The organism is Bradyrhizobium genomosp. III, from assembly GCF_000261705.1.
Classification (GTDB): Bacteria; Pseudomonadota; Alphaproteobacteria; order Rhizobiales; family Xanthobacteraceae; genus Bradyrhizobium; species Bradyrhizobium ottawaense.
Map to the genome: position 1 here is coordinate 1 of NZ_AJQF01000485.1, position 22,403 is coordinate 22,403.

The following is a 22,403-nucleotide window of genomic DNA, read 5'->3' on the forward strand; positions in this document are numbered from 1 at the left end:
GAAAAACCCCGGCATGAAAGCCGGGGCCCCGTGATGCCACGGCGTACATCCGGCCGTGACGATCAGGCGACAGATTGCATTTGGTTCTTAAAGAAAATGTGACCTTTTGCGGCCGTCGCTCTTGAATGTCGCGCCAATCAATCGCGATCACACACTGTTCCATCCGCGCGTTCACCCTGTCCGGTATAAGATATCCGTGTCACGAAGGGTATTCGTGAGGTTACGTCGAGCCCGCCACCGACGCCGGCACGGCGTCACGTATGGAATCGTCCAGATGGCGATGCCTTCACCGACTTCGTACACAATATCTGCGGCCGTCTGCACGATTGCCGTCAGCACCACGGCGTTCATCCACTTCACGGGCTGACCGCGCCCTAGCCAACAGGGCAGATCTTGCCGCGGAGCTGCTAGCGTCACACCGAAGGGGCTGGACTGGATCAGGCACCCCGAGTGCTCGCGGTCCTCGTCTTTGAAGCTGGACTGAGAGCGACCTAAGCGTCGAGGCTCGACCGATCATCGCAGACAGGCAGGTTCGTGGCGGTCATTGTGAGGGGCATCGACCAAGCGGCGGCGGATCACAGACACGGCCAACGACTCTCGTGAGCGCGGCGTGTTGCCGAGGCTTGATCGCGGAAGCGGAGATTCGCAATCGCCGGGTCAGAGAGCCAATCACCATTGAGTTCGTTGGGCCGGGCTCTCGGTATAGCGCGACGATCTGGGTGGGAAGACGTATTGCCTCACATATCGATGCTCCCGGGCGCGATCAGTTGCCTCATTTATTTTGCTCCTGGCCTGAGTTGAGGAGGAGGCCGGGTGCGGAGATGGCCGGGGTTTCGGAGCGCCCGGCCTCCTCCGCTGGCACCTCGCACGTCATTGGGGTGTTGTGACCTCATGCCCTGGCGGCATTTTTTCTGAAGCAAACAGCAGCGCATTCGCTTGCTCGCTGCGCCAGGATTTCAACCGACGTTGAAGGGTTCGAAGAAGCTTGTTCGGATAGTCTCCAGGATATTCCACCTGCAGGCGCGAGAGCAGTTCGCTGCCGGTCCGCCAAGGCTCGGCTTCAAACCATTTTCTCAAATCTGACGTTGCCCGGATAAGCGGATCGGGACGACGCCGGCCCCTTTTAGCCTTCACGATTGGCCGATCCGTCGGGCGCGTGGCGCCGTCCTTCCAGGCCGTTCGCAGGCTTGCCAGGAAGCGATCAATCGATTGTGATGCCGCAGCAGGATGGGCGGATGGTTGGATATCCGCGAGCGCCGCGAGGCGCTCCTGCACGTCGCGGATGTCGCGCAACAACGTGACCGGATCGAGAGCGGTATAGATTTCCTGGAGATGGTGGCGGACCGCATCAGGCGTGCGGGCGTCCGCTGACAGGCGCTGGTGGGGTGTTGCCGGCGCGCTGTATGTCTTACGTACACGAGCACCGTCGCGCTGCTTGGCTAACAGTTTGAACGAAGGTTGGAAGAAGTTTACGAACAGCCGCGCTGACCGATAGAGTTCCGCCAGTAGCTTGGCCGCCTCCAGGCCTTCGAACCTACGATAGCCGACCATCCTGCGCACGACGGCGCCGTTCTTTTGCTCGACGAACGCCTGGTCATTCTTCCGGTAGGGACGGCAACGCGTGAAGACAATGTTGGCCGCCTCGCAGTAGGCCTTCAACGTCTCATTCATGAACACGGTGTCATTGTCCGTGTCGAAGCCGAGCAGCGCAAAAGGCAATTGCTTGCGCAATTCCGTCAGCACCGTGCTCACCAGCGTCTGTTCGCGCACGATCAGAGGTGCGCACTCTGTCCAGCCGGTAGCAATGTCGGTGAGCACGAGGGTCTGGATGAAGCTGCCGCGCGCAGATGGACCGCTATGCGCTACAAGGTCGGCCTCGACGAATCCCGGCGCCGGATCATTCCAATCTGCCGAAGTCCGTATTGGAATACTGCGACGCAGGGAATGCCCCGCGTGCCGCCGGCGCTTGCGACCCAATTTTTCTCGAACCCGCACCAAGGCGCGGTCGATCGTCGCAGCGCTCATCGCCAAAAGTTTGGTGCGAATCTCAGGGGCAAGGTCGAGGTGCCCGTACCGTTCCATCGCCTCAATCAGCGCGGGCATTAATGCTTTCAGTCGCTTCCCGCAGATGCGGTCTGACGCCTCCCAAAGCAGCACGAGTGCGGTGTGTTCTGCTTCATTATATATCCGACGTCGCGCCCGTCGGCCCGGATGTACGCCTTCCTGGTTTCGAAGTAGACGCATCGCATGCTTCCGATGGAATCCGGTGATGTCGACGAACTCGTCCAATATCCGCGCCTTCTTCGCGCGATCCGACCGCCGATAGCGCACGCCTGCCGCCGCCGTCAGTTCCTTCCGCGTTGCCATGCTTAGCCACCCCATCTCCGCCCCTCGCTCGTTCCCGGTCCAGGGGAGCAATTTACGTGAGGCAACGGCTTAGGATCCGGTAACAATTAAGGCGAGGCAATGCGGAATCGAGGGCGATTGTCGCCCGCCATCGGTGAAGTCGGACAGACCCAGGCGCGCAGAAGAAGACGCCGAGGGGCCGGCGCCGGTCCGATCCGCTCGCGCAGTATTGGGAGGCCGAGATCGTTCCGATCCTGAAGGCTGCGCCCGGCATCCGCGTGATCGGCGTGCTGGACGAGTTGCGCCGACGGCATCATGACCTGAACCCGAACATCCGCCGCACGCTGGAGCGGCGCATCAACGCCTGGCGGGCGCTCAACGGCGGGCTTGCAGAACGCGCTGTGGGCGCTTGGCGGCGTGCCGCGGGAGCATCGCAGCGACAGCCTGTCGGCAGCGTTCCGCAATCTGGCCGCCGACGCACGGGAGGATCTGACGCAGCGCTACGCCGGGCTGATGGGCCACTATGGCATGGCGCCAACGCGCAACAATGCGGGCATCGCACATGAGAACGGCTCGATCGAGAGCGGGGAACGCGTCTTCACGCACCAGAGCATAGCTCAACGGCTTTGGGACCAATATAGATGGGCCTCCCGCACGCGCCGTCGCCCCTACACTCTCAAACAACACTAAGAACCTTCTAGGCCGAACGAATCCGTTGGTCGGGCGGGCGGGCGGGCGAGTCTATTTGGTCGAAGAGACGTGGGAGCCGGGAGTGTCTGAAATCGTGACGCCAATCGGCCGTAAGCGGGCAATAGATTGGCTGAGCGCCAATCCGACCCGCCGTCGTGATGCGGCTGCCACTGATCGTAAGCGGGCCGAACGCCTTTTTAATGCGGCCTGATCGATCTGCAAAAGACCGAGGCTGAAATACTGGCAGGCTGAGCGGCGTTAAGTCGCTCAGTCTGGCCTATCAATTTAGGTAGGCCACGCACGGCGGCTTTCTCGCTAAACCGCACTTCAGCTCCCAGCGGATTAAGGTTCATGGGAAAGCAGGGTGTGGGTTAGCCTTTATGATCCGAGGGGCTAACTTCACGGGGCAGTGCGGATGCCGCAGGGATAGCGCCTCTATCTAAGCCCCCCAGCCGATAAAGGCGCCGAGTCGCATCCGCGCGGCTCTTGAGCCGACGAGGAAATCATGGCACCAAAGGCTAAGCCTTTAAGGCATTTGCGCGCGCGGGACATTGCTGAAGCGGTCCATTTCGCGACGCGAGTATCCTATAAAAGGTGGCCGACGGGCGTGTGGTTTGAGCTAAGAGATCGGATGGTCAGAACAGCCGACGGGCAATTCTATCTTATCGAAGATCACCCCATTAAGCTTGACGGCCATGAAGTCGCACGGCCTTACAGTCTAGCGAGCGTCTTTGCGTGGCTGCATGATTGCCCACAACAGATTGAGCTTTGAACGGCCCAAGCGGGCCGCTTTTCGTTTGTAAATTTTCCGCGCGGATCTTTGTCAGCTTTTGGAAAGCTAGCCCGAATACTCAGCCATTGAGCTTAGCGGCGCGTGGCAGGGACAGTGCGTGCCCCGGTGTACGCGAGGGGGCTAGAGCGCCGAGTCACGTCACCGCTAATCTCAATTGCAGCGCGGGCGCGGTAGGGACAACGCCCGATTCTTATCCTGACCTGGCGCCGAGCCGTGCCCGCGTTGCTTCCGGTCGCTGAGACTGATCGCCCAAGCGTCTGGCGGCAACCAGTCCTGGTAGTTGCGCCACGGGCTTTCCCGGACGATACTTTCCGCCGTCAGCTTCAGTCGCTTGACGCTGGCCATGTTGAAGTTGGCGGGGCGTGGTAGGGACAGCGCCTCTAATTCCAGCTCGGGCGCGGAGTCACGTTGCCGCTAACTTCTACCATAGGTCCAAATGGACGGTGATCATCAGCGTGACAGACCTTCGCCCGCAGAGCTGAGACGTTCGGAGCGGATACTACGCGCCGATCAGATCGCACCTCGGGGCCTCACTAAGGCCAACGCAGCCGCCTATTGCGGGTGCTCCAAGGACGCGTTCAACACGTGGATTAAGAAGGGCTTGGTACCGGAGGCTATCCCCGGCACTCAGCGTTGGGATCGCAAGGCGATTGATTGGTATCTGGACCGGGCGTCCGGTCTGCCTACCGGGGAGACCGCATCGAGCGATCCGCTCCCAGCCTGGCTGACCTCAGAACGGAAGGCTGGCAGATAGGAGCGTACACGTCCAACCTTTTCAAGTGACTCTCGGGAGGCGCTCTATCAAAATTATACTACTGATCAGCCGGATCGCCAATGAACTTTATCCTTGCGACAATTAGGGGCACTCAGGGAGTGAAAGCAAATTGTCCGGTTGAATGCCGTCGGCCTTCGTCTTGATGTACTTGTGCCCGTTGTGGACGGCCACAATCACATCGGCCGTGCGCTTTTCCTCGACATAGAACTCCCATACACCGTTTTCGATTTCTTTGATCGTGTGATCGACGGATTGCTTCCACCTAGACCCGTCCGGGTTTACTCCGCCAACGTTTTTGATTCGCTCGTGAGGGTTCTGCCTGTCAGTCTTGTTGATGCATTGAATTCGTATGCGGCTGGTCACTCGGGTCTCTCCCATCTGCAAGAAAAAAGAGCCTCAGTGTGGACCTCGGCCGTGGGTTAGTGTGCCGACCAATCCCAGTAGGTTGCCTTGCATCCTTCTCGGCGCCGAGTCGCGCCCCCATTGCCAGGCGACCGTGACTGTGATGCGGCAACCAGTTCTGGTAGTTGTGCCACGGCTTTTTGCGGTGGATGTATCCTACCGACAGCCTTCTTCCCTCCCGAAGCTGGCGGTGGAGTTAGCGGCGCGCGTGGTAGGGACAGCGCTTCTTCTTCTCTCAGATTGAGCGCCGAGCCACGTGGCCGCTAACTCCCAACCATGGGGCCAAAGGATGCATATATTCGAGCGGCACATCACGGCCCTACGGTCGCAAGCGCTTGAGGTGCTTACAGCCAATCAGGCCCGGGCGGCCGATCAGTCTTTGAGCCTGGCAGATCGCCAAGTCGCGACATTTGATGCCGAGGAGGCTCGGGCAGTGTTAGGCATCCTCGACAGCGTGAAGCCCAATCTTAGGCCGAACGACGCGCGGCGGATCGCTGCACGCATACGCGCGCTTCTAGAGTGGGAGGGTTGAGTGCCGCACGACTCTCTCGGGGACAAAGGCGGTCAGCCCCGGTCTTCGGCGACGGTCTGGTCAACAAGGCCTACTTAAACTCGTGAACATCAGCGGCGAAGGAGTTCGACTAGGCAGCTCTCCGGCAATTCATGTCCTGTAGGGTAGCCAAAGTCATTTCGATGAAACGTCAGCTTTCTTGACCAGCACTTTAACGTACGTATCCATCAAGTACACCGAGCGCCTGGCTGAGGCTGGCGTCGAGCCGTCTGTCAGCAGCGTCGGAGATTCCTATGACAACGCTCTTGCCGAAACCATCAACGGTCTCTACAAGGCCGAGGTGATCCATCGGCGCGGGCCATGGCGCAGCTTCGAGGCCGTCGAGTTCGCCACTCTCGAATGGGTCGACTGGTTCAACAACCGGCGGCTCCTGGAGCCCATCGGAAACATCCCGCCGGCCGAAGCCGAGCAACGCTACTACGCCATGCTGGAACAACCAGCCAAGGCGGCATAACTTAAACCAAATGGCCTCCGGCAAACCCGGGGCCGTTGACTATGATTGCCGGAAAGAGCTTCAGCGAGCCTGCGAACAAACCCCTTCGCCTTTTCCTTGGGTATCGTCGTGACGACGGACATGCGCCCGTGCGACTCTTGCTTGCGGGTGCTCAACTTGGGCGCCGCTCGAGCAGGATAGCGCCGATGAGACGCAACCTTCGCTTGCAGCATCGAGTGCAGGCCGCTTAAACTCTAGCCCCTGAGGAGCCCGACGCTCCTTTCGCCAGCCGCCTAATCAGCCTCAAATCATTTGACAACGGACAACGGTTGCCCCGCTTGTGCGGTGCCATCAACCGGTCGGCCCTCTGCTGAGATGTTTCGTTGTCGTGCAGAACTTCGAGACTACAGACGCGAGCGATCGCCACGACGCGGCGCGAGATTCGCTGATGGTTCATGGATTTTGCTTTTAGCTCTGATGCCGGTAGCGGACTGGCTGCCGGGGTTCAGAAACCGTAATCGTGACCGGCCAATGTGCTTTTGGGGTGCCCTTGGACACGGGCGCACCGTCCCCGCCGAACGGGGCCGTTAGCACGCTGGCCCATTGATGGCCACTGATGCTGTCTTCGGTTTCTGAGACCCAAGCCTATGGTCGCACACAACCTAGACGGTTGCAATGTTAATATTCTACTCTAGGCGCGACGAAACCGCGCGCTTCCGTTGCAAGGCTCGACGCTGAAAGAACTTGGCCTTCCATTTGTAGATGCTGGCGTCGCCCGATCTTGTTGACCTGCGACGAACGCCTTGTTCCCCACGCAGACCAAGGGCACGCCCGCTGCAGAACCTGGCACGGCAGCGCTCGACAGGGCCGGCCTCAGAAGCGCGGTCGGAAAGTGGATAAGTGTTCGGTGTGAGATTCCGCCCTGCTGATGCCACGCGCTTTGGTGTTGCGGGGCGGGCGTGGCGGGAAAGGTCGGCGCCGATCTCATGTGGTCAGCGATTAGCTGGCTGGTGGGGGTATGGGTCGTGGCCATATGTCCACTCGATTCTAAATTGGTGGTTTCCCTTTGAACGAGAACCTGAGCGACGTGCCCTGCCGCGGCGTCGACGGCGACGCGGTCGCCTCTTCCTCAGTGGCGTAGGGGCCGGAGTACTCAAAATTGAGCGCAACCTTCCACCGGCCTTTATGGCGCGACACGAAGTATTGAACGCCAGCCATAAAGCTTGCTCCGGCCTCGCCCCTGTGATCGACAGATGGCCTTACTCTGCAAATCTGCCGCGGTCGCCTCAACTACCGAATTTGGTGGGCTCGGAAGGAGCAGCGCCTTGTAGTGATAGGGCTGGACTGTTGCTGTGACCGGGGAGACCAACTGCCGGGCCTTGGTCGCTTCCCTTATTCACGAGCGATCGCGGCTGCAATCGGCGAGATCGAGTGTCGAGAGCGAGATGTCGCCTAGCTGCTAGCCAGTCTTTTCTCTCTCGTTAGAGTCAAAGGCTGGATTGATGACGGATTGGGAGACGATCCACTTTTCCATTATGACCGTGATCCCAAGCTCTTGTTCCGTCTCAGCCCTCGGGAAAACATGCGTTCGATCGTCAAACTCGTCAGGGTCCCTCACGGTAGCAGCACGATTTGAGCCGAACCGCGTTGCCGCGCCCTTTCTATTGCCCCCCTGCACGCCCTGGGGAACGTCATTGGGATCTCCGTTCTTAATTAATAGTCTTTGACTGCAATACTGGGCGATATGATCCGGAAGCGCCGATAGCGGCGCCCGCTTGGCTTCTTCCCGTACTCGCGCTCCCACGTCGAAGTGTCAATCCGCACATCCGTCATGTTCGCTGATCGCCTCAAAGATTACAACCTTGCCCTAGCGACCGTGCTTCAGAGCGTCAATTCCTTCGAGCTGGTCGGGGTTGGGCTCGTCCTTGATGTTCCAACGGATATCGCAAGCCGCCGAATCTTCTCCAATCGAACAAGCGCCTCTTGGAGTAACGAGGCTCGGAATTTGCAAGTCGTCGGCGCGGGGTGGCGCTGCTCAGCCGTCCTTCGGAAATCCCTCCGTTCAATGCAGAAACACCATAGCGGCGGCACGCCTGACAGCTCTTTATTTCCGTCAGCTACAAATTCTTGTAGTTGACCCGCGCGGTGTCCTCCGGGCTGAATCGCGATCAACCCCACAGGAGAGCAAAGCTATGTCTCCACTAGAAGCAATCACCCGTTGGCTGGACTCACAAGATTTGGGCATGCAACTTGAGATCGCCGGTTTCGCGACATTCTTGGTTTTCGGGGATGATGACACTTTCACGCTCGGCGACTCGGAGCAGCTCGAGTCTCTTTACCGATGGTTGAACGAGCCAAGCTTGGCATCGGGCATCGCCGCCGAACGTGCCCTGACCTTTCGAGTGTACTTCGCTTCCTTGGCCGAGGATAGATCGACGGGCGCCGGATGGAAGCGAACCGAAGTGTTGGTGCGGAGAATTCTGAAAGACGCTACGCGAGACGGGAGGTTTGCCGCTGCCCGCAAGGCGCAAAGGATGCTTGAGCTCTTGCCCGCCCGAAAAGAGAGCTGGAATCAGGTCGTGAGATCCTGGAATGAATTGGCCGCGACGTATCTAACACACGAGGCTCTCAGTAGTTGGAGCGCCGCCGAGAAGCTCCGAGGCCTGAGGGCGATTTCAAGCACCAGCGTTCCTGTTGCTGGGCTTGGGTCGCCTCATCGAGGCGCTGCTTAATTCTGGTAAAGCCGCAATTCCCCTGTGCTGCGGGGCGAGCGTCTGCATGCACCTGTCGGATCCATGGCGGCCACGCTAGCCGCTTAAAAGCATGACAGCGCATTGAAACTGACCGTCAGGGCCACCGGAGGATATCTCCACCCGACCGGCGGCCCACTTGCGATGCTGTAGCACAAGAGCCGAAACCGGCATCTCAATGGCAGGCACGGCTTCGCGCTTTTCTTCGAACATATGCCAATGCCAGCGGGCCTAACACATCGAGATGAACGAAAGTCTCCGGATAGGCTATATCGTTTCGGTAGCTTCATTGCTCGAGAGCCGCTCAGGCCGATGTTCAGGGCCGTAAAAGGTGGTACGTCCGCCTGCCTTCGGCGCAGACGTGGCTGCTGCTCGACATGATGTCGCGGCGGCGTCAGTGCCGCTGCGAACGAAAACCGACAAATATCGGACAAAATCCGCAATTGGTGACGAAAAGTCCGGATTGGCTATATAATATGAGATCGTTGGATGGGGGAGCCCGATGTCGATCTATAACCCTTTGAGAGACAAGCTGGTCGCAAACAGCTCTGCCTCGCTCAAGATGACCTTTGCCGACATCGAGATGCTTATCGGTCGCTCCCTCCCGAAATCAGCGTATGAATATGATGCGTGGTGGGCCAACGAAGACCCCGTCAAAACAAATCACAGTCACAGCCTTGCGTGGACAGTTCCGGGGTATCAAGCCGAACCAAATCGATTGCAGCGGACAGTAACATTTCGGCGCAGGGGGTAGCATTTTCCGCAAAAGCGAATGCCTTGAACCTGGTTCGCTAATTCGACAATCGAGGATGCGTCGTGAATGAAAATGATCACGCGACACGACTAAGCCCGTATCGACAAGACATGATATTTCTTATCGCAGTAGCCTCTCCCTCCGTTGGCAGCAAGCAAGGGGCGGCCGGGCGCCGATACGCGTGCCGAGCTCGATCTTGGCGTCCCTCATCTCCGCCAGCAGAGCCACGGGATCGAGCGTGCGATAGCTCTCGAAGGCGCCGTTCGTTTGACGCCTTTGCTCAGCTTCGGATGCGCGAGAGCGCACTCAGGGATCATCGCCGCTTCGAGTTTGGGACGGAGCGGATCGGCGACCTTGCCGAACTGCGCCGTTGCAGCTTCTGCATCGAACTCGGTGACGATGAAGGCGAAGACGACACGGCGCCCGGTCTTCCAGCAACCGGCTCACGTGGCTGTTGGAGATGGGTGCCGTAGTCGGCCGCTCCGAGCGCAGTCGTTCAATACCGAACTCGGCTGGGAGTTCTGTGAGAGCTCCTGGAATAGCCAGTTCTCGGGATGTCGCTCGGCCTGTTTCGCGGCTCAAATTTCATGTATCGAAGAGGGTACTGGCCGTGATCGAGAAGGCCAGCCGCAGCAAGAAATTCTGGACTCTTAACTCGATGCGGCGCCGAGCCTTATCGCCGGCCCCTACACACGCCTCCGTCTTACTGCGGATGCATCGTCCGCCCGGAACGAAATGGATTGAATGCGGCTCGTCCGTCGAAGCTTCGCCGTAAGCGGGAACACTTGCATCCAATGGCCGACGAACGGTCGATACGGGCGGAACGAGGACACGCGGAGCAGCTGCAATCAGGAAACTGACTCGCTGTCGATGCGCTGACTCTTGTCATGCTGATGTGCTCGAAGCCGCGCAGGACGGGTAACCGCGATTAGACATTTTCGGGTCAAGCCACTTAATCAACAGTCGGCGGACAGCATCCGCGACCGACCCGACATGCACTTTGCCCATCGACCGGCCGCTCAGGCGGCGCTTGCGACCCCGTCAACTACCAACCCTTGCAGTTGATGGAGGTGGCGGAAACGTGGCAATCGTCGTCAATATCCCGTCGGGGGCGTCGAATTCGAAACTGGGATTCAGAAGAATAAAAAAATTGCTAGCGGGCACGGTAGCCCTCAACACGCTGGCTGCTCCTGCCTCTGCCGTTGATCCGGCCGCGCGGCCTTACTTCAAAGCGCCTCCGGCGGTCATTCCGATCTATGATTGGAGCGGCTTCTACGTCGGCAGTGCTGGGACGTGGTCAACGCCGGCGGCGTGGTCGTCGCTCCGCCCGTTGGCATGGGGCGCCATCATGCGACGGGAGGCACGGTGGGCGGTCACATCGGCTACCGCTGGCAAATAGCGAACTCGGTGTTCGGTCTGGAGACGCAGGGCAATTGGGCCGATTTCAAGGGCTCCAACGCGAACCTTGCTTTCGCAGGCGTCCGGGATGACTCCACGCTTGATGCATTCGGCCTGTTCACGGGCCAAGTCGGCTATGCTTGGAATAACGTGCTGCTCTATGTAAGAGGTGGGGCTGCAGTCGTCCGTGACAAATACCGGGTCTCCGATTTTGCGACCGGGCTCACTATCGACAACGGCAGCGAAACTCGTTGGGGCGGCACGGTAGGGGCGGGCCTTGAATTTGGCTTTGCTCCGAACTGGTCCATCGGCGTTGAATACGACCACCTGTTCATGGGTCGTCGGGATGTGGATTTCTTTTTTTCACCCGGACTCGTGGGTGTTCCGGTGGGCACTTTTGCAGGGACTGCCCGTATCGGTCAGGACGTCGATATCGGCTTGGTCCGTGTGAACTACCGGTGGGGTGGCGTGATCGCCACGACCTATTGATCGATCTTCGCCAAAATGGCGCGGGTTCGCACCAATATCCTGAGCCGCATCGCGGCATAGAAACCTTGGCAACAGGGACTCGCATCAATAGCGCTATCGGCTTCTTGTCGGTACATCGGCTCGAGCTGGTTAGGCGTGGTTCAAAGGAATCTGGCTGATCTGGTTATGACGCAGCGCCACGGCGAGATCGCGGCGAACTCAAGCGTGCTGCCGTGGTCGAACGCCAGCCGCTTAGTGGCTGGCTGCGCCGATTTCCCGGCCCCGTGCCTCCACCTGCATCACCGTCGGCTTTCCGGCCGTCGGAGAATGATGAGGCAAAAAATAGTTTTGTCGACCGTCGTAGTTAACCCGGCCCTCGCTTAGGGAGACACAGGTCATCGATTACAATCGTTCCGGTCGGCCGCAGCACGCTCATCGCACAGGCAGCGCACTGAAATGCGAGCCGAGGTGCGAGCCGGGCGCACCTTCGTGCTACGACTTGGTCGACCAGGTCGAGGCCGCACTGGCCACCTCGGACGAAAGGCCGACGAGCGGTCGAAGCGGCGCTCGTGCGAGGGTGGGACATAACGTCGACGACGTGATGGCTTGCGTCATCGTCGCTGCCGATCTCTGCGCCCGATCAGCCTGCCGAACCCCCGCTGGCGCGGATCAATTGGGAGCGCCTCGGAGAGCGGATGCAAAATCTCGAGAGGTGGATCGGCAGCGCTGAAGCGGAACTCTTGTGTTAGGACAGAAACGCGGCTGTCATCCGAGCCGCATTGCCAGCGTCTGCTCGTAGTAGATCACCTCCGCGAAGCCACGGCCGAGGAAGACCGCCAGTGGGTCGGCGACGAAATCAAACGCGAAGGGGGATGAAGAACAAATCGGTTTGCCTGATCCGACCGGGCTGCAATGAAGATGACCCCCTTTGACAGGGTTGCCCCTCTTTACAACTTCCGATTGCGTGATAGTAATCCCCTCTAGCCCTAAGAGGGGGGCGGCCGTGGCGATCATCGAGAACATTCGTCTGCTCAAGGGCGTAGCCGTGTTGCGCTGATTGACTTCATGAAGGTGGTTGACGAGACCCACCTCACCGACCTGCGGAAATACTGTAAACCCTAGCCGCCATCAGCAATGGAGCGCATGTACCGGCTTAACCCAACAAACCATCTGTGTGTCCGGCTTTGTCGCGCTGCAATCAAGACGCCACGATGAGGAGGTCCGGTTCTATGCCTTTGTCATGCTGGCGGGTGACGGCGACGACTATCGGCGCCTGCCGCTGTCAATGCCGCTAGCATGAATAAAATGGGCTAGATACGGCCGAAAGTCGCCCACACCCCGTCTTCGCCGTCCCAGCTGCCGCGGCTCGCCGCCTTGGAGTACTCCGTGGCGCGCTGCTCGAAGAAATTGGCGTGCTCGACGCCATTGAGAATCTCGACGAGCCACGGCAGCGGATGCGCCTTGAGCTGGGTGAACCCGCCCTCCTTCGCCTCGAAGAAGCCGAAGACCGGGGCAATCCGGAGTTGGGCCAGTCGCCAGTCGGCGACGTAGCGGACGTAGGCGTGGATATGCTCAGGCAGCATCCCCTCGATCTTGCCAAGGCCGAAGGCGAGCTCGACGAAGTTCTCCTCCAGCTTCACCATGGTCTTGGCTACGTCGACAATGTCGTCGCGGACGGGGCGCGTCACCGCGCCGGTTTCGCGGTGCCATTCGTGAAATAGCTTGATGATGCCCTCGCAGTGGAGACTCTCGTCGCGCACTGACCAGCTTACGATCTGTCCCATGCCGTTCATTTTGTTGTGGCGTGGGAAGTTGAGCAGCATGGCGAAGCTGGCGAACAAGGCCATGCCTTCGGTGAAGGCGCCGAACATCGCCAGGGTACGGGCGACATCCGCCACGCTGTCGACGCCGAACTCGTGCATGTAGTCCGCCTTGGCGCGCATCTGCGCATAGCCGCGGAATGCCTCGAACTCGGTCTTAGGCATACCGAGCGTCTTGAGTAGCAGGGCATAGGCGTCGATATGAACCGTCTCCATGTTAGTGAAAGCGGCCATCATCATCTGGACGGTGAGTGGCTGGAAGATCGGAATGTACCGCTTGAAATAGTTGTCGCCGACCTCGATGTCCGACTGAGTGAAGAAACGGAAGATCTGGGTGAGCAGCGCGCGCTCGCTGTCGGTGACGCGGCCCGAAGCCCAGTCGTTGAGGTCGGCGCCGAGCGGCACCTCCTCGCCCATCCAGTGGGTCTGCTGCTGGCGCTTCCAGAACTCGTAAGCCCAGGCATAGCGATCGACGTCGTAGCTGCCGGTCGAGTCAAGGAGGCCGACGCGTCCCTTGCCGATCAACGTGCGCGGATCGGCGCGCGATAGATCGATCACTGACATGCGAGGCACTCCTCATAGTCGGTGCGCTGCCGCGCCGGCTGCTGCGTCGGCGTTGCATCCCCGGCAATCTTGCCGGCGAACGCCGCGCGCGAGATCGACTTTGATCGACAGTAGTAGAGGCTCTTCACCCCACGCTTCCACGCCGTCCAGTGCAGCATGTGGAGGTCCCACTTATCGACGTCGGCCGGCAGATAGAGGTTGATCGACTGGCTCTGGCAAATCAACGCGGCGCGGTCGGCGGCAAGCTCGACGATCCAGCGCTGGTCGATCTCGAAGGCGGTGCGAAAGATCGCTTTCTCGTGCTCCGACAGGACGTCGAGATGGGCGACCGATCCGTCGTGCGCGATGATCGACTCCCAGGTCGCCGAGGTGTCGGCGCCTTTCGCGGCCAGCACCTTAGCGAGGTGCGGATTGCGCACCGAGATGGCGCCGGATAGCGTCTTGTGGGTGTAGATGTTGGCCGGGATCGGCTCAGTGCAGGCGCTGGTGCCCCCGCAGATGATGCTGATCGAGGCGGTCGGCGCGATTGCGATCTTGTGGCTGAAGCGCGCCATCACGCCGCGTTCCAGGGCATCCGGGCACGGGCCACGCTCGCGAGCGAGCGCCACGGATGCGGCGTCGGCTTCGCGACGGAGTTTTCGGAACATGTTCAGATTGAATGACTTGGCCAAGGTACCCTCCATTGGAATGCCCTTGGCCTGGAGAAACGAGTGGAAGCCCATGACGCCGAGGCCAACGGAGCGCTCGCGCAGGGCGGCGTAGCGGGCACGCTTCATTCCGTCCGGCGCCACCGTGATGAAGTGCGTGAGCACGTTGTCTAGGAAGCGCATGACGTCCTCTATGAAGCCGGGCTCCTCATTCCACTGGTCCCAGGTCTCGAGGTTGAGCGACGACAGGCAGCAAACCGCGGTGCGCTCCTCGCCGCGATGATCGATGCCGGTCGACAGGGTAATCTCGCTGCACAGGTTGGAGGTCGAGACCTCGAGGCCGAGCTCGCGCTGGTGCTTGGGGAGCGCACGGTTCACGGTGTCGATGAACAAGAGATAAGGCTCGCCGGTCTGCAGCCGGTTCTCAAGGATGCGTTGCCACAGCTGGCGGGCGTCGATCTCGCGGACGACCTCGTTAGTCTTCGGGCTGCGCAGAGCGAATGCGGTGCCGGCGCCCACGGCACACATGAACTCGTCGGTGACGTTGATGCCGTGATGTAGGTTGAGGCTCTTGCGGTTGAAGTCACCAGACGCCTTGCGGATCTCGAGGAACTCCTCGATCTCGGGATGGTGGATATCGAGATAGACCGCCGCCGAGCCGCGCCGCAACGAGCCCTGGCTGATCGCCAGCGTGAGGCCGTCCGTGACGTGGATGAACGGGATGATGCCCGAGGTGACGCCGCCCCTCGCCTTCTCGCCGATTGAGCGAACATTACCCCAGTAGGTGCCGATGCCGCCGCCATTGGAAGCAAGCCAGACGTTCTCGTTCCAGGTGCCGACGATGCCTTCGAGCGAGTCCGACACTGAGTTAAGGAAGCACGAGATCGGAAGGCCGCGCGTCGTGCCGCCGTTGGAGAGCACCGGTGTGGCCGGCATGAACCACAGCCGAGACATCGCATCATATAGACGTTGGGCATGCGCAACATTGTCCGCGAAGGCGCAAGACACTCGGGCGAACATGTCCTGGAAGCCTTCGCCGGCGAGCAGATAGCGGTCGGTCAGCGTCAGCCTACCAAACGAGGTCAGCAGGTCGTCGCGCGACCGATCGAGCGAAAGGTCAGACGGAGTTGGCGATCGCGCGGGGGGCCTCGGCAGGGGAGCCGGCAATGCTGGGGGCTGCACAAGACACAGTTCAGGTGTGGTAGGCTTTGCCTGCGCTGAGGGCTGCCGCACACTCGGCAGCTCAATGAGATGACCATACTGATCGAAATCGTAAGACGCCGACATCGGCAACCCCGTGATATTTGGGGGCTGGGACCGTGCGGACGACTTGCGAGGGGACCGGGCAAATGTCCCCGGCTGCAAGCGACCCACCGGGCACCCCGCCCGAGGACATGGGTTCTGTCGCGGTAGGTTTCCTGGCTCGCGGGTCGCTGAGGCTGTCGGCCTTCCCAGCGCTGTCGCGCTAATGCCTCGGAATAGCCGCTGCCGACACAATGGGTTCCCCCCTAACACCGTGCCACCATATATGCGAATTTAAAACCACTACGACACCACATATAGAAGCCTTTGCCCAGACTCGTCAAGACGGCACAGTCAAGTTAACCAGTTGGAGCAGCCCCGAGGTCGAGGTTCGAAATTCGCCGAGCGCCTGTCCTGAGAGCCTCACTCAAAAAACATAGATGTCTCAAGGCCTGGCCAATCGGCGAGTTAGGAGCCTCAGATGGGCGACGAGCGGCCAGGCGAGCTCGGTAGCGGCGGAACCTTCGAAGTCTTTGCAGAGATGCCCACATCTGCCGAGCCACGCAAAGGTGCGCTCGACGACCCAGCGCCTGCGATCGGCCAAGATGTGCTCAAACCTTTGGAAGTGGCGTCGCAAATTCTCCAACAGGGGAACAGCAACCCTGGACATCCTGAATGTTGGCATCGATCGGTTCGCGGTCCGCGAATTGAGTTGGGCCGGATCGGGTTTCGGTAGCCATACGCGTCTCGCCATTCATCGCTTTCTGTGGCCTTAGATCAAAAATTGTCTGGAGCCCGACCGCAAATCGATGCAGCCGCCCGTGGCAATATCCCAGCTTAGTGGATTTGACCCCGCCAGCTCTCACATCAGACGTGCCAACTTTGCCGAAGAGACGATTGGTATGCTTTTCGCAGGCCCGGCGAGCCGCCTCACGTGCTCAGTTGTCTGGCCGCGAACATAAGCCGTCCTGACCGAACGCGGTCATGTCAGGTTATTGGCAATCAATCCTAACGGGATGAGGCGGAGCTATGCTTGAGTCTGGGTGACGAGCCGATCCGGCGGCGCGGCCTTGCTGGGTCGGAATGAAGCCGTTCGCAACATTGGCGTGAGCGGCGGCGAAGAACCGTGTTGTATCTCACCAACGACCTTGAAGCCGTGACGTTGGTAAAAGGGAATGTTTTCAGGGTTCGAACTTTCGAGGTAGGCAACAATGCCGTCCTCATCGCATCGTTGAAGGGCGTAGTTCATCAGCAACGTGCCAAGCCCTTTTCCGACCCAGTTCGGATCGACGGCAATGAGTGGCAGATACCAATGTGGCTCGTGGGGACGATGTTCGGCCATTCTCCGCCGCAAGTGTGCCATATCCTCGGTAATCTCCGGGCGCAGGGATAGCGCCATGATTGCATCCAATGCCTCCTCATCTTGCTGCACGTTGGGAGGCAGCCACAGGGCCGCGCCACGAATCTCTCCCGCGACGTAGGCTGTGCCATGTGCAAATGCTCGGCCCCCACAGGCGTCAATGAACTGAGGCATGCTTCTAAGGTATTGCCTTGGGTCAGGCCAGCTCCAACGCATCAACGGATCCGCGGCAAAGCCGAGCACAATTGTCCAGACAGTGCTTGCACGAATGTTTGCGTTCGCAGATCTGATATCTGATTCTTCTGTCATGAAGTCGTTTCGGGGCTCTGTTTTGGCATTGGCCTTCCAAGGAGGAGCATGGCATCGACACATCTGACGGTGAGCGGAATGGATGCACCGACGGGGACTCGCCGGGTGCATTTGGTTTCCCTTCCGAGATCTCCGCCTGTCTCAGACGGCTGACTTTGACGGCCACTTCGGACGAAGGCTCCTTGGTAGGCAATGCTTGGATCTACATATTCCTGGCGGGCTTCTGCGCTTCCACGCCCTATCTGGAACCCGCCCCGCCCTTCCCAAGGAAGCTCCGACGTTCTCAAGGTCGACACGGTTCGGCAGCCTGCAACCGTCCGCGAAGGGAATGACATGAGGACGCCTTTGATATTGCAAGTGCGAAGAAGTCAGGGCATGGCGAACATCGGGCGATGGCTGCCTGAACCGGGCTCCGGCACGAGCAAACAGCCAGCCAAGTGTCGCGCGTCGAGGTCCAGACTAGGCAAGGAATCATCACCTCGTCTCGTATTGAGCGGTTCTCGTAAGTTTCTTGGTCAAAACACATGCTAAGTGCGAAACCTCCATTGCCAACGTCGTGTCCGCGGTCACCGGCAGAGAGAGCTTTCGTCTGCGAGACTCATATGCGTAGTACAGCGGCTTTCCAATTATCGCATGTTGTCCGCGCTCCTTGATGTTCTTGTCTCGGCGCATCATCGCCGCGATTCGCGATTGTCGGATCAAGGCAACGGGACTGGATACCACGACGCTGCCGCCGTCGACCTACTGAACAACGCAACTTGGGATCGCGCGAGAGCTTTCGTGCATTGATTGATCGTCAGGCGTGTCGATCGCTCGCACAACGGCGTTAGCTCTATCGAGCGAAAACGTTGCTGTCGTGCCCTCGTCGTACTTGACGCCCAGGTCAGTTGTATCCGCCGCGATCCTTGCCATAGTGGGAAAGACAGCAGGCTGACGTAGTTGCGTGAGTAACTCTCGTAAAAGAGGTTTTTGGCCACAAGCGTTGATGGCTTCGTAGGACTTGTTCCAACTCACTCCCTGATCGGAACGGTTTGGAAGATTTCTTGGCGCTGGTATGCTTGCCACACCAGGTCCGAGATCCACGTGGTGAGTCATGTTGTTTCGTTCTGTCTTGGAAAACTGTAGTCGTCGGGGCAGCATATCAGAAGGCAATGTAGCGAAGACCTCCCCAGAATAGGTAGGGATCTATCCGCCCTTGATGCTGAGTTGGCCCGGGTTCAACCTTGAGCATAGTCTGTCGAACGCCATCCGGAACTGCCCCCTTTTCGTCATGAAGAACTGCCCCCACCATCGGACGTTTGATGGTCGCTTCCGCCGGTGACGGGACGGAGGGAGGCGGAGCCGACCGGACGGCCGTCACCGGCGGTCGGCGGTTTGATGAAGCCACTCTTGGCGCGGAGTCGGTAGCTGTCGCCGCGGATCGTCAGCACGTGGCGGTGGTGCAGGAGCCGGTCGAGGATCGCGGCAAGAAGACGCGCCTCCAGTAGACGATCCACCGGAAGCGGCGGATCTGCTTTGAGGCCGTCGTCTACGTTCGCCAGTCGACGGCAGACCAGGTCATCAACAACCGCGAGAGCGAGCGCCGCTAGTACGGCTTGGCCGACCTTGCCCGGCAGCTGGGCTGGAGCGAGGTGGCCGCAATCGACGACGAACTCGGTCGCTCTGGTGGCGGCACCGCGCGTCCCGGTTTCGAGAAGCTGCTCGCCGCCATTTGCGAAGGGCAAGTTGGCGCTGTGGTCTCGAGTGAGGCCTCTCGGCTGGCGCGCAACGGCAGGATTGGCATACGCTCCTGGAGTTCTACGGGCTCGTTGGAACACTGATCGTCGATGAGGATGGCGTCGACGATCCTCGCCATCCCAACGATCGCCTTCTGCTGGCATGAAAGGCACGATGAGCGAGATGGAGCTGTCTATCGTTCGGCAACGCTCGCTTGAAGCCTTGGAGCAGAAGGCACGCAGGGGTGAGCTCTTCCTCAACGTCGCCATCGGCTATCTCAAGGTCTCCAACGATCGGATCGACAAGGACCCTGATCGGCGCATTCAGGAGGCGCTCGCACTCGTGTTCACCAAGTTTGCCGAGATGCAGACACCGCGCCAGGTCCACCTCTGCTTACGGCAGGAGCGAATCACTTTGCCCGGGGGGCGGCCATGGCCCCGAGGGCCGCCACGTCGAATGGAAGTTACCAGTGTACAATACGATCTACCACATCCTGACCAATCCCGCCTATGCTGGCGCCTATGTCTTCGGGCGCTCGGGCAGTCGGGTGACGATCGAGGCCGGCCGCAAGAGGATCGTGCGGGGCTTCCGGCGCGAGCGCAACGACTGGGAGGTTTTGATCAAGGACCACCATGAGGGCTACATTACGTGGGCGGAGTTCGAGAAGAATCAGGGCCTGATCACCGACAACGCCAACGGAAAACGCTTCATGAGTCGAGGCTCGGTTCGCAGCGGCGAAGGCCGGCTCGCGGGTTCTTCGTTGCGGCCACTGCGGCCGCAAACTTCACGTTACCTACAGCGGTACGCACAGTACTGTCGGGCGGTATCATTGCCGCGGTAGCCAGATCAACCATGGTGGAGACCCGTGCATCTCATTAGGCGGTCTGCGCGCGGATCGCGCGATCAGCGCGGAGGTCATCGCGCGGCTGCAGCCGCTGGGTATACAGGCAGCGCTGGCGGCCATGGAAGCGCGCGGCTGTGAACACGCCGACAAGCTGCGTCAGCTCGAGTTGACTCTGGAGCAGGCACGCTACGAGGCAACTCGCGCTCCTCGGCGATACGAGGCTGTCGATTCGGACAATCGCCTTGTTGCCGGCGAGCTGGAGCGGCGCTGGAACGAACGCCTGGTCGCTGTCCGCGAGCTTGAGGGCAAGCGCGACACGTTGTTGGCTACGCCGGAGATGACGTTGAGCGACATCGATCGCGATCGGTTACTTGCGCTTGATTCCGAACTCAAGAGAGCTTGGGAAAGTCCGGGTGCAACAGCTGCGACGCGCAACAGGATCATCCGAAGCTTCATCAATGAGATCGTTGTGCGCATGCGCGACGAGGTGCTGGACTTGATTGTCCACTGGCATGGCGGCGATCACACGGCATTGCAGGTGAGGAGGAACCGCACCGGCGAGCACCGCGGCGGATGTGGTCGATCTCGTTCGTGTCCTCGCGCGTCAGATGCCCGACAGCATCATCGCCGCGGTTCTCAACCGCGCCAGTAGGTCGACAGGGCGTGGCAACAGTTGGGCCCGCGTCCGCGTCCGCGTTCGCAGTCTGCGCAACCAACACGCCATCGCGGCCTACCGAGAGGACGAGCGCGCCCAGCTGCGTTGAAAGTCAGTCCTTCGACGGCTCGCCGTCTGATCGAAGAACAGAGCTTGCCTGCGCAGCAGCTGTGCAAAGGCGCACCGTGGATGGTCAAAGCGGTTGATCTGGAACATCCCCAAGTCAAGGGCGCGGCGGTTCCGGCGGCCATCGTCTGGCGATCCGGGTCAAAAAGAAACTCAACTCCAAGGGGGTAGCGAGGTGGGCAGCATGAACCTGACTCGAGCGCGCGAGCAGCAGCACGTTCTCGCCGTTGGCGATCCAACGTGACGGCGGCCAGGTCGCGGATCTGCTTCGGTCGATCGACGGCTGCGTCTATGATCCTTGCGCACGACCTCGCGCTCGCACAGTAGGATCAGCGTCTCACGCGCCGACAGGTTCACGCGCGCCGTCTCGTCGGGCAGGTTGTCGAGCTGGTCGCGGATGCCGGAGAGCTGCGAGCGCGCCAGCATGGCCCCCAGCCAATCGATTGGTGCTTCGGTGACCTTCTTTGTACGCACCATCAGAAGCTCCCTCCGATCGTAGCTTCGTATTCGGCAAGAGGACGTAACAACGAGGGCAGTGGTGAAGGCGCCGGCACTGTCGGTGTCGCGGTTGCTGGTTGGCAGACCGCGCCATCGCGACAGGCAACCCCGTCGAGGTGGGCGAACTCGACGATCCGCAGCCGGCGATCCTCCGATTGCCTGTGACCGCAACCTCGCGCATGCCATGGTGGATGCGCACCTCGCCAGCCGCGACCGTCACCGCCACGCGCTCGCTGATCAGCCGCCAGGGTACCGTAGTTGTTCGTATCGATCTCGACAGCACAATCGTTGCCGACGACGCGGGCCAGTTCGCGCGGCGATCCGAGCGACGCCGAGCGGCTTCGACCGGTGTACCTCGTCACACGCAAAGCGAGTGATCGGCGCCACGCCCGTCGTGCCGTGGATACGTACGTTCGCCACCCCGCCCTCCCACTCGGCGAGATGCGTCTCGAATGCCTCCCAGCTCGCGAAGGAATGCCCCGCGATCACGCTCTTCTTCACGTAGCGGACGCCATTCTCCGTCTTGCCCTTTGTGCGCGCCCGATACGGTGCGCAGGCGCGAGGACGGAAGCCCCAATGCTTCGCGAACGTGATGAGCTTGTCGTCAAACTGAACCGACCGGCTCACCTGTCGTGGCGCACCACGAGCGCGCGTGGATTGTCCTTCAGCACTTCCTCCGGCAAGGTCGTGAATGCGCTCTCGAGCCCAGCGAACCAGTGCTCTTGCTTTTCGGCGCGGCTCGCCACGAACACAAATGCTTTGACCTTCGCCCCGCCGATATCGACCAGACGCTCGCCGAAGTCGATCTGTAGCTGCCGCCCCGGGGGCGTCTCGAACCGGGTCGTCGCCAGAGCTTCGGCCTTCAGTGCCTGGCGGTAGGGCTGCACGGCGCGTCGCAGCGTTCGCCGGCTGACCGCCAAGCCGTTTTCGGCCAACAGGTCGTGACGGACCGCATCCGCATTGCCGCGATGTCGAATGAACCTCTCGCGCAGCCAGCCTTCAAGGCCATGATCCGCTTCGCCCGCTCAGGCGACTTGAAGGCTTCACCCACCCGCGCCACGTAGTCCTTCACCGTCTGCAGCCCAGCTGGCGCGCAATCCGCTTCAGACCTCACCCACACACCCTCAGGTGCAACATCTCCGTCACGTCATCCGGCGTATTCATCACCTGCCCCTGTGAATTACTCCACGACAAGCCTTTGATTCGTTAGAGCTGGCCCCGCAAATTCGGACAGTAGCTTGA

Annotated in this window: 14 protein-coding genes, 4 pseudogenes and 1 riboswitch; of the genes and pseudogenes, 8 read left to right on the top strand and 10 right to left on the bottom strand. The window is 60.3% G+C overall.

Annotated features, from left to right (window positions below; all coding sequences use genetic code 11):
* Positions 1-870: 870 nt before the first annotated feature.
* The gene (locus IC66_RS0138075) at positions 871-2,382 is read right to left on the bottom strand and encodes an ISNCY-like element ISBj12 family transposase (protein WP_011084703.1); all 1,512 of its coding nucleotides are present in this window, start codon (positions 2,380-2,382) and stop codon (positions 871-873) included.
* 140 nt (positions 2,383-2,522) lie between these two features.
* On the opposite strand from IC66_RS0138075, the pseudogene IC66_RS44130 reads away from it, so the two are divergent.
* Positions 2,523-2,931: pseudogene (locus tag IC66_RS44130) on the top strand (IS21 family transposase); the annotation flags it as partial.
* 1,754 nt (positions 2,932-4,685) lie between these two features.
* Here the strand turns inward: IC66_RS44130 and IC66_RS0138085 are convergent.
* The gene (locus IC66_RS0138085; RefSeq protein ID WP_370057846.1) at positions 4,686-4,967 is read right to left on the bottom strand and encodes a DUF3892 domain-containing protein; all 282 of its coding nucleotides are present in this window, start codon (positions 4,965-4,967) and stop codon (positions 4,686-4,688) included.
* A 767-nt stretch (positions 4,968-5,734) separates the two neighbouring features.
* Here IC66_RS0138085 and IC66_RS0138095 point away from each other — a divergent pair.
* The 3 genes and pseudogenes from IC66_RS0138095 to IC66_RS0138115 form a co-directional block, all read left to right on the top strand.
* Positions 5,735-6,031 (top strand): annotated as a pseudogene (locus IC66_RS0138095) (integrase core domain-containing protein); the annotation flags it as partial.
* A 3,231-nt stretch (positions 6,032-9,262) separates the two neighbouring features.
* On the top strand, positions 9,263-9,514 hold the full coding sequence (locus IC66_RS46760) for a DUF7662 domain-containing protein (RefSeq protein WP_014490241.1): 252 nt from the start codon (positions 9,263-9,265) through the stop codon (positions 9,512-9,514).
* A gap of 1,293 nt (positions 9,515-10,807) precedes the next feature.
* The gene (locus tag IC66_RS0138115) at positions 10,808-11,401 is read left to right on the top strand and encodes an outer membrane protein (RefSeq protein ID WP_011082835.1); all 594 of its coding nucleotides are present in this window, start codon (positions 10,808-10,810) and stop codon (positions 11,399-11,401) included.
* A 744-nt stretch (positions 11,402-12,145) separates the two neighbouring features.
* Here the strand turns inward: IC66_RS0138115 and IC66_RS0138120 are convergent.
* From IC66_RS0138120 to IC66_RS49300, 6 genes and pseudogenes are all read right to left on the bottom strand, one after another.
* On the bottom strand, positions 12,146-12,403 hold the full coding sequence (locus IC66_RS0138120) for a hypothetical protein (protein WP_014490244.1): 258 nt from the start codon (positions 12,401-12,403) through the stop codon (positions 12,146-12,148).
* Between the two features lie 287 nt (positions 12,404-12,690).
* Positions 12,691-13,764, bottom strand: coding sequence for a ribonucleotide-diphosphate reductase subunit beta (locus IC66_RS0138130; protein WP_014490245.1), 1,074 nt, complete (start codon positions 13,762-13,764; stop codon positions 12,691-12,693).
* Positions 13,755-15,698 (bottom strand): ribonucleoside-diphosphate reductase subunit alpha, encoded by a 1,944-nt coding sequence (locus IC66_RS0138135; protein WP_240536556.1) that lies wholly within the window; start codon positions 15,696-15,698, stop codon positions 13,755-13,757. The genes IC66_RS0138130 and IC66_RS0138135 overlap by 10 nt, the downstream gene beginning before the upstream one ends.
* Before the next feature lie 104 nt (positions 15,699-15,802).
* A riboswitch (cobalamin riboswitch) is annotated at positions 15,803-15,973 on the bottom strand.
* A gap of 125 nt (positions 15,974-16,098) precedes the next feature.
* A pseudogene (locus IC66_RS46765) lies at positions 16,099-16,245 on the bottom strand (transposase); the annotation flags it as partial.
* A gap of 435 nt (positions 16,246-16,680) precedes the next feature.
* Positions 16,681-17,322 (bottom strand): GNAT family N-acetyltransferase, encoded by a 642-nt coding sequence (locus IC66_RS0138145; RefSeq protein WP_043900134.1) that lies wholly within the window; start codon positions 17,320-17,322, stop codon positions 16,681-16,683.
* 1,268 nt (positions 17,323-18,590) lie between these two features.
* A complete protein-coding gene (locus tag IC66_RS49300; RefSeq protein ID WP_018647508.1) occupies positions 18,591-19,046 on the bottom strand; it encodes an ATP-binding protein in 456 nt (151 codons plus the stop codon).
* Between IC66_RS49300 and IC66_RS48710 the strand changes: the two genes are divergently transcribed.
* The 3 genes and pseudogenes from IC66_RS48710 to IC66_RS0138165 all read left to right on the top strand — a co-directional run bounded on the left by IC66_RS48710 (position 18,963) and on the right by IC66_RS0138165 (position 20,534).
* The gene (locus IC66_RS48710; protein ID WP_277996271.1) at positions 18,963-19,142 is read left to right on the top strand and encodes a recombinase family protein; all 180 of its coding nucleotides are present in this window, start codon (positions 18,963-18,965) and stop codon (positions 19,140-19,142) included. The two genes, IC66_RS49300 and IC66_RS48710, sit on opposite strands and share 84 nt — an antisense overlap.
* A gap of 365 nt (positions 19,143-19,507) precedes the next feature.
* Positions 19,508-19,666, top strand: a pseudogene (locus IC66_RS48715) (recombinase family protein); the annotation flags it as partial.
* A gap of 334 nt (positions 19,667-20,000) precedes the next feature.
* A complete protein-coding gene (locus IC66_RS0138165; protein WP_011082845.1) occupies positions 20,001-20,534 on the top strand; it encodes a transposase in 534 nt (177 codons plus the stop codon).
* A 282-nt stretch (positions 20,535-20,816) separates the two neighbouring features.
* Here the strand turns inward: IC66_RS0138165 and IC66_RS48725 are convergent, their stop codons facing one another.
* The gene (locus IC66_RS48725; RefSeq protein WP_014490252.1) at positions 20,817-21,140 is read right to left on the bottom strand and encodes a hypothetical protein; all 324 of its coding nucleotides are present in this window, start codon (positions 21,138-21,140) and stop codon (positions 20,817-20,819) included.
* Positions 21,141-21,238: 98 nt separating this feature from the next.
* On the opposite strand from IC66_RS48725, the gene IC66_RS48730 reads away from it, so the two are divergent.
* Positions 21,239-21,538, top strand: coding sequence for a hypothetical protein (locus tag IC66_RS48730; protein ID WP_028144341.1), 300 nt, complete (start codon positions 21,239-21,241; stop codon positions 21,536-21,538).
* 246 nt (positions 21,539-21,784) lie between these two features.
* Here the strand turns inward: IC66_RS48730 and IC66_RS45705 are convergent, their stop codons facing one another.
* Entirely contained in the window at positions 21,785-22,081 is a 297-nt protein-coding gene (locus IC66_RS45705; protein ID WP_131233175.1) for a hypothetical protein, read from the bottom strand.
* Positions 22,082-22,403: the final 322 nt, after the last annotated feature.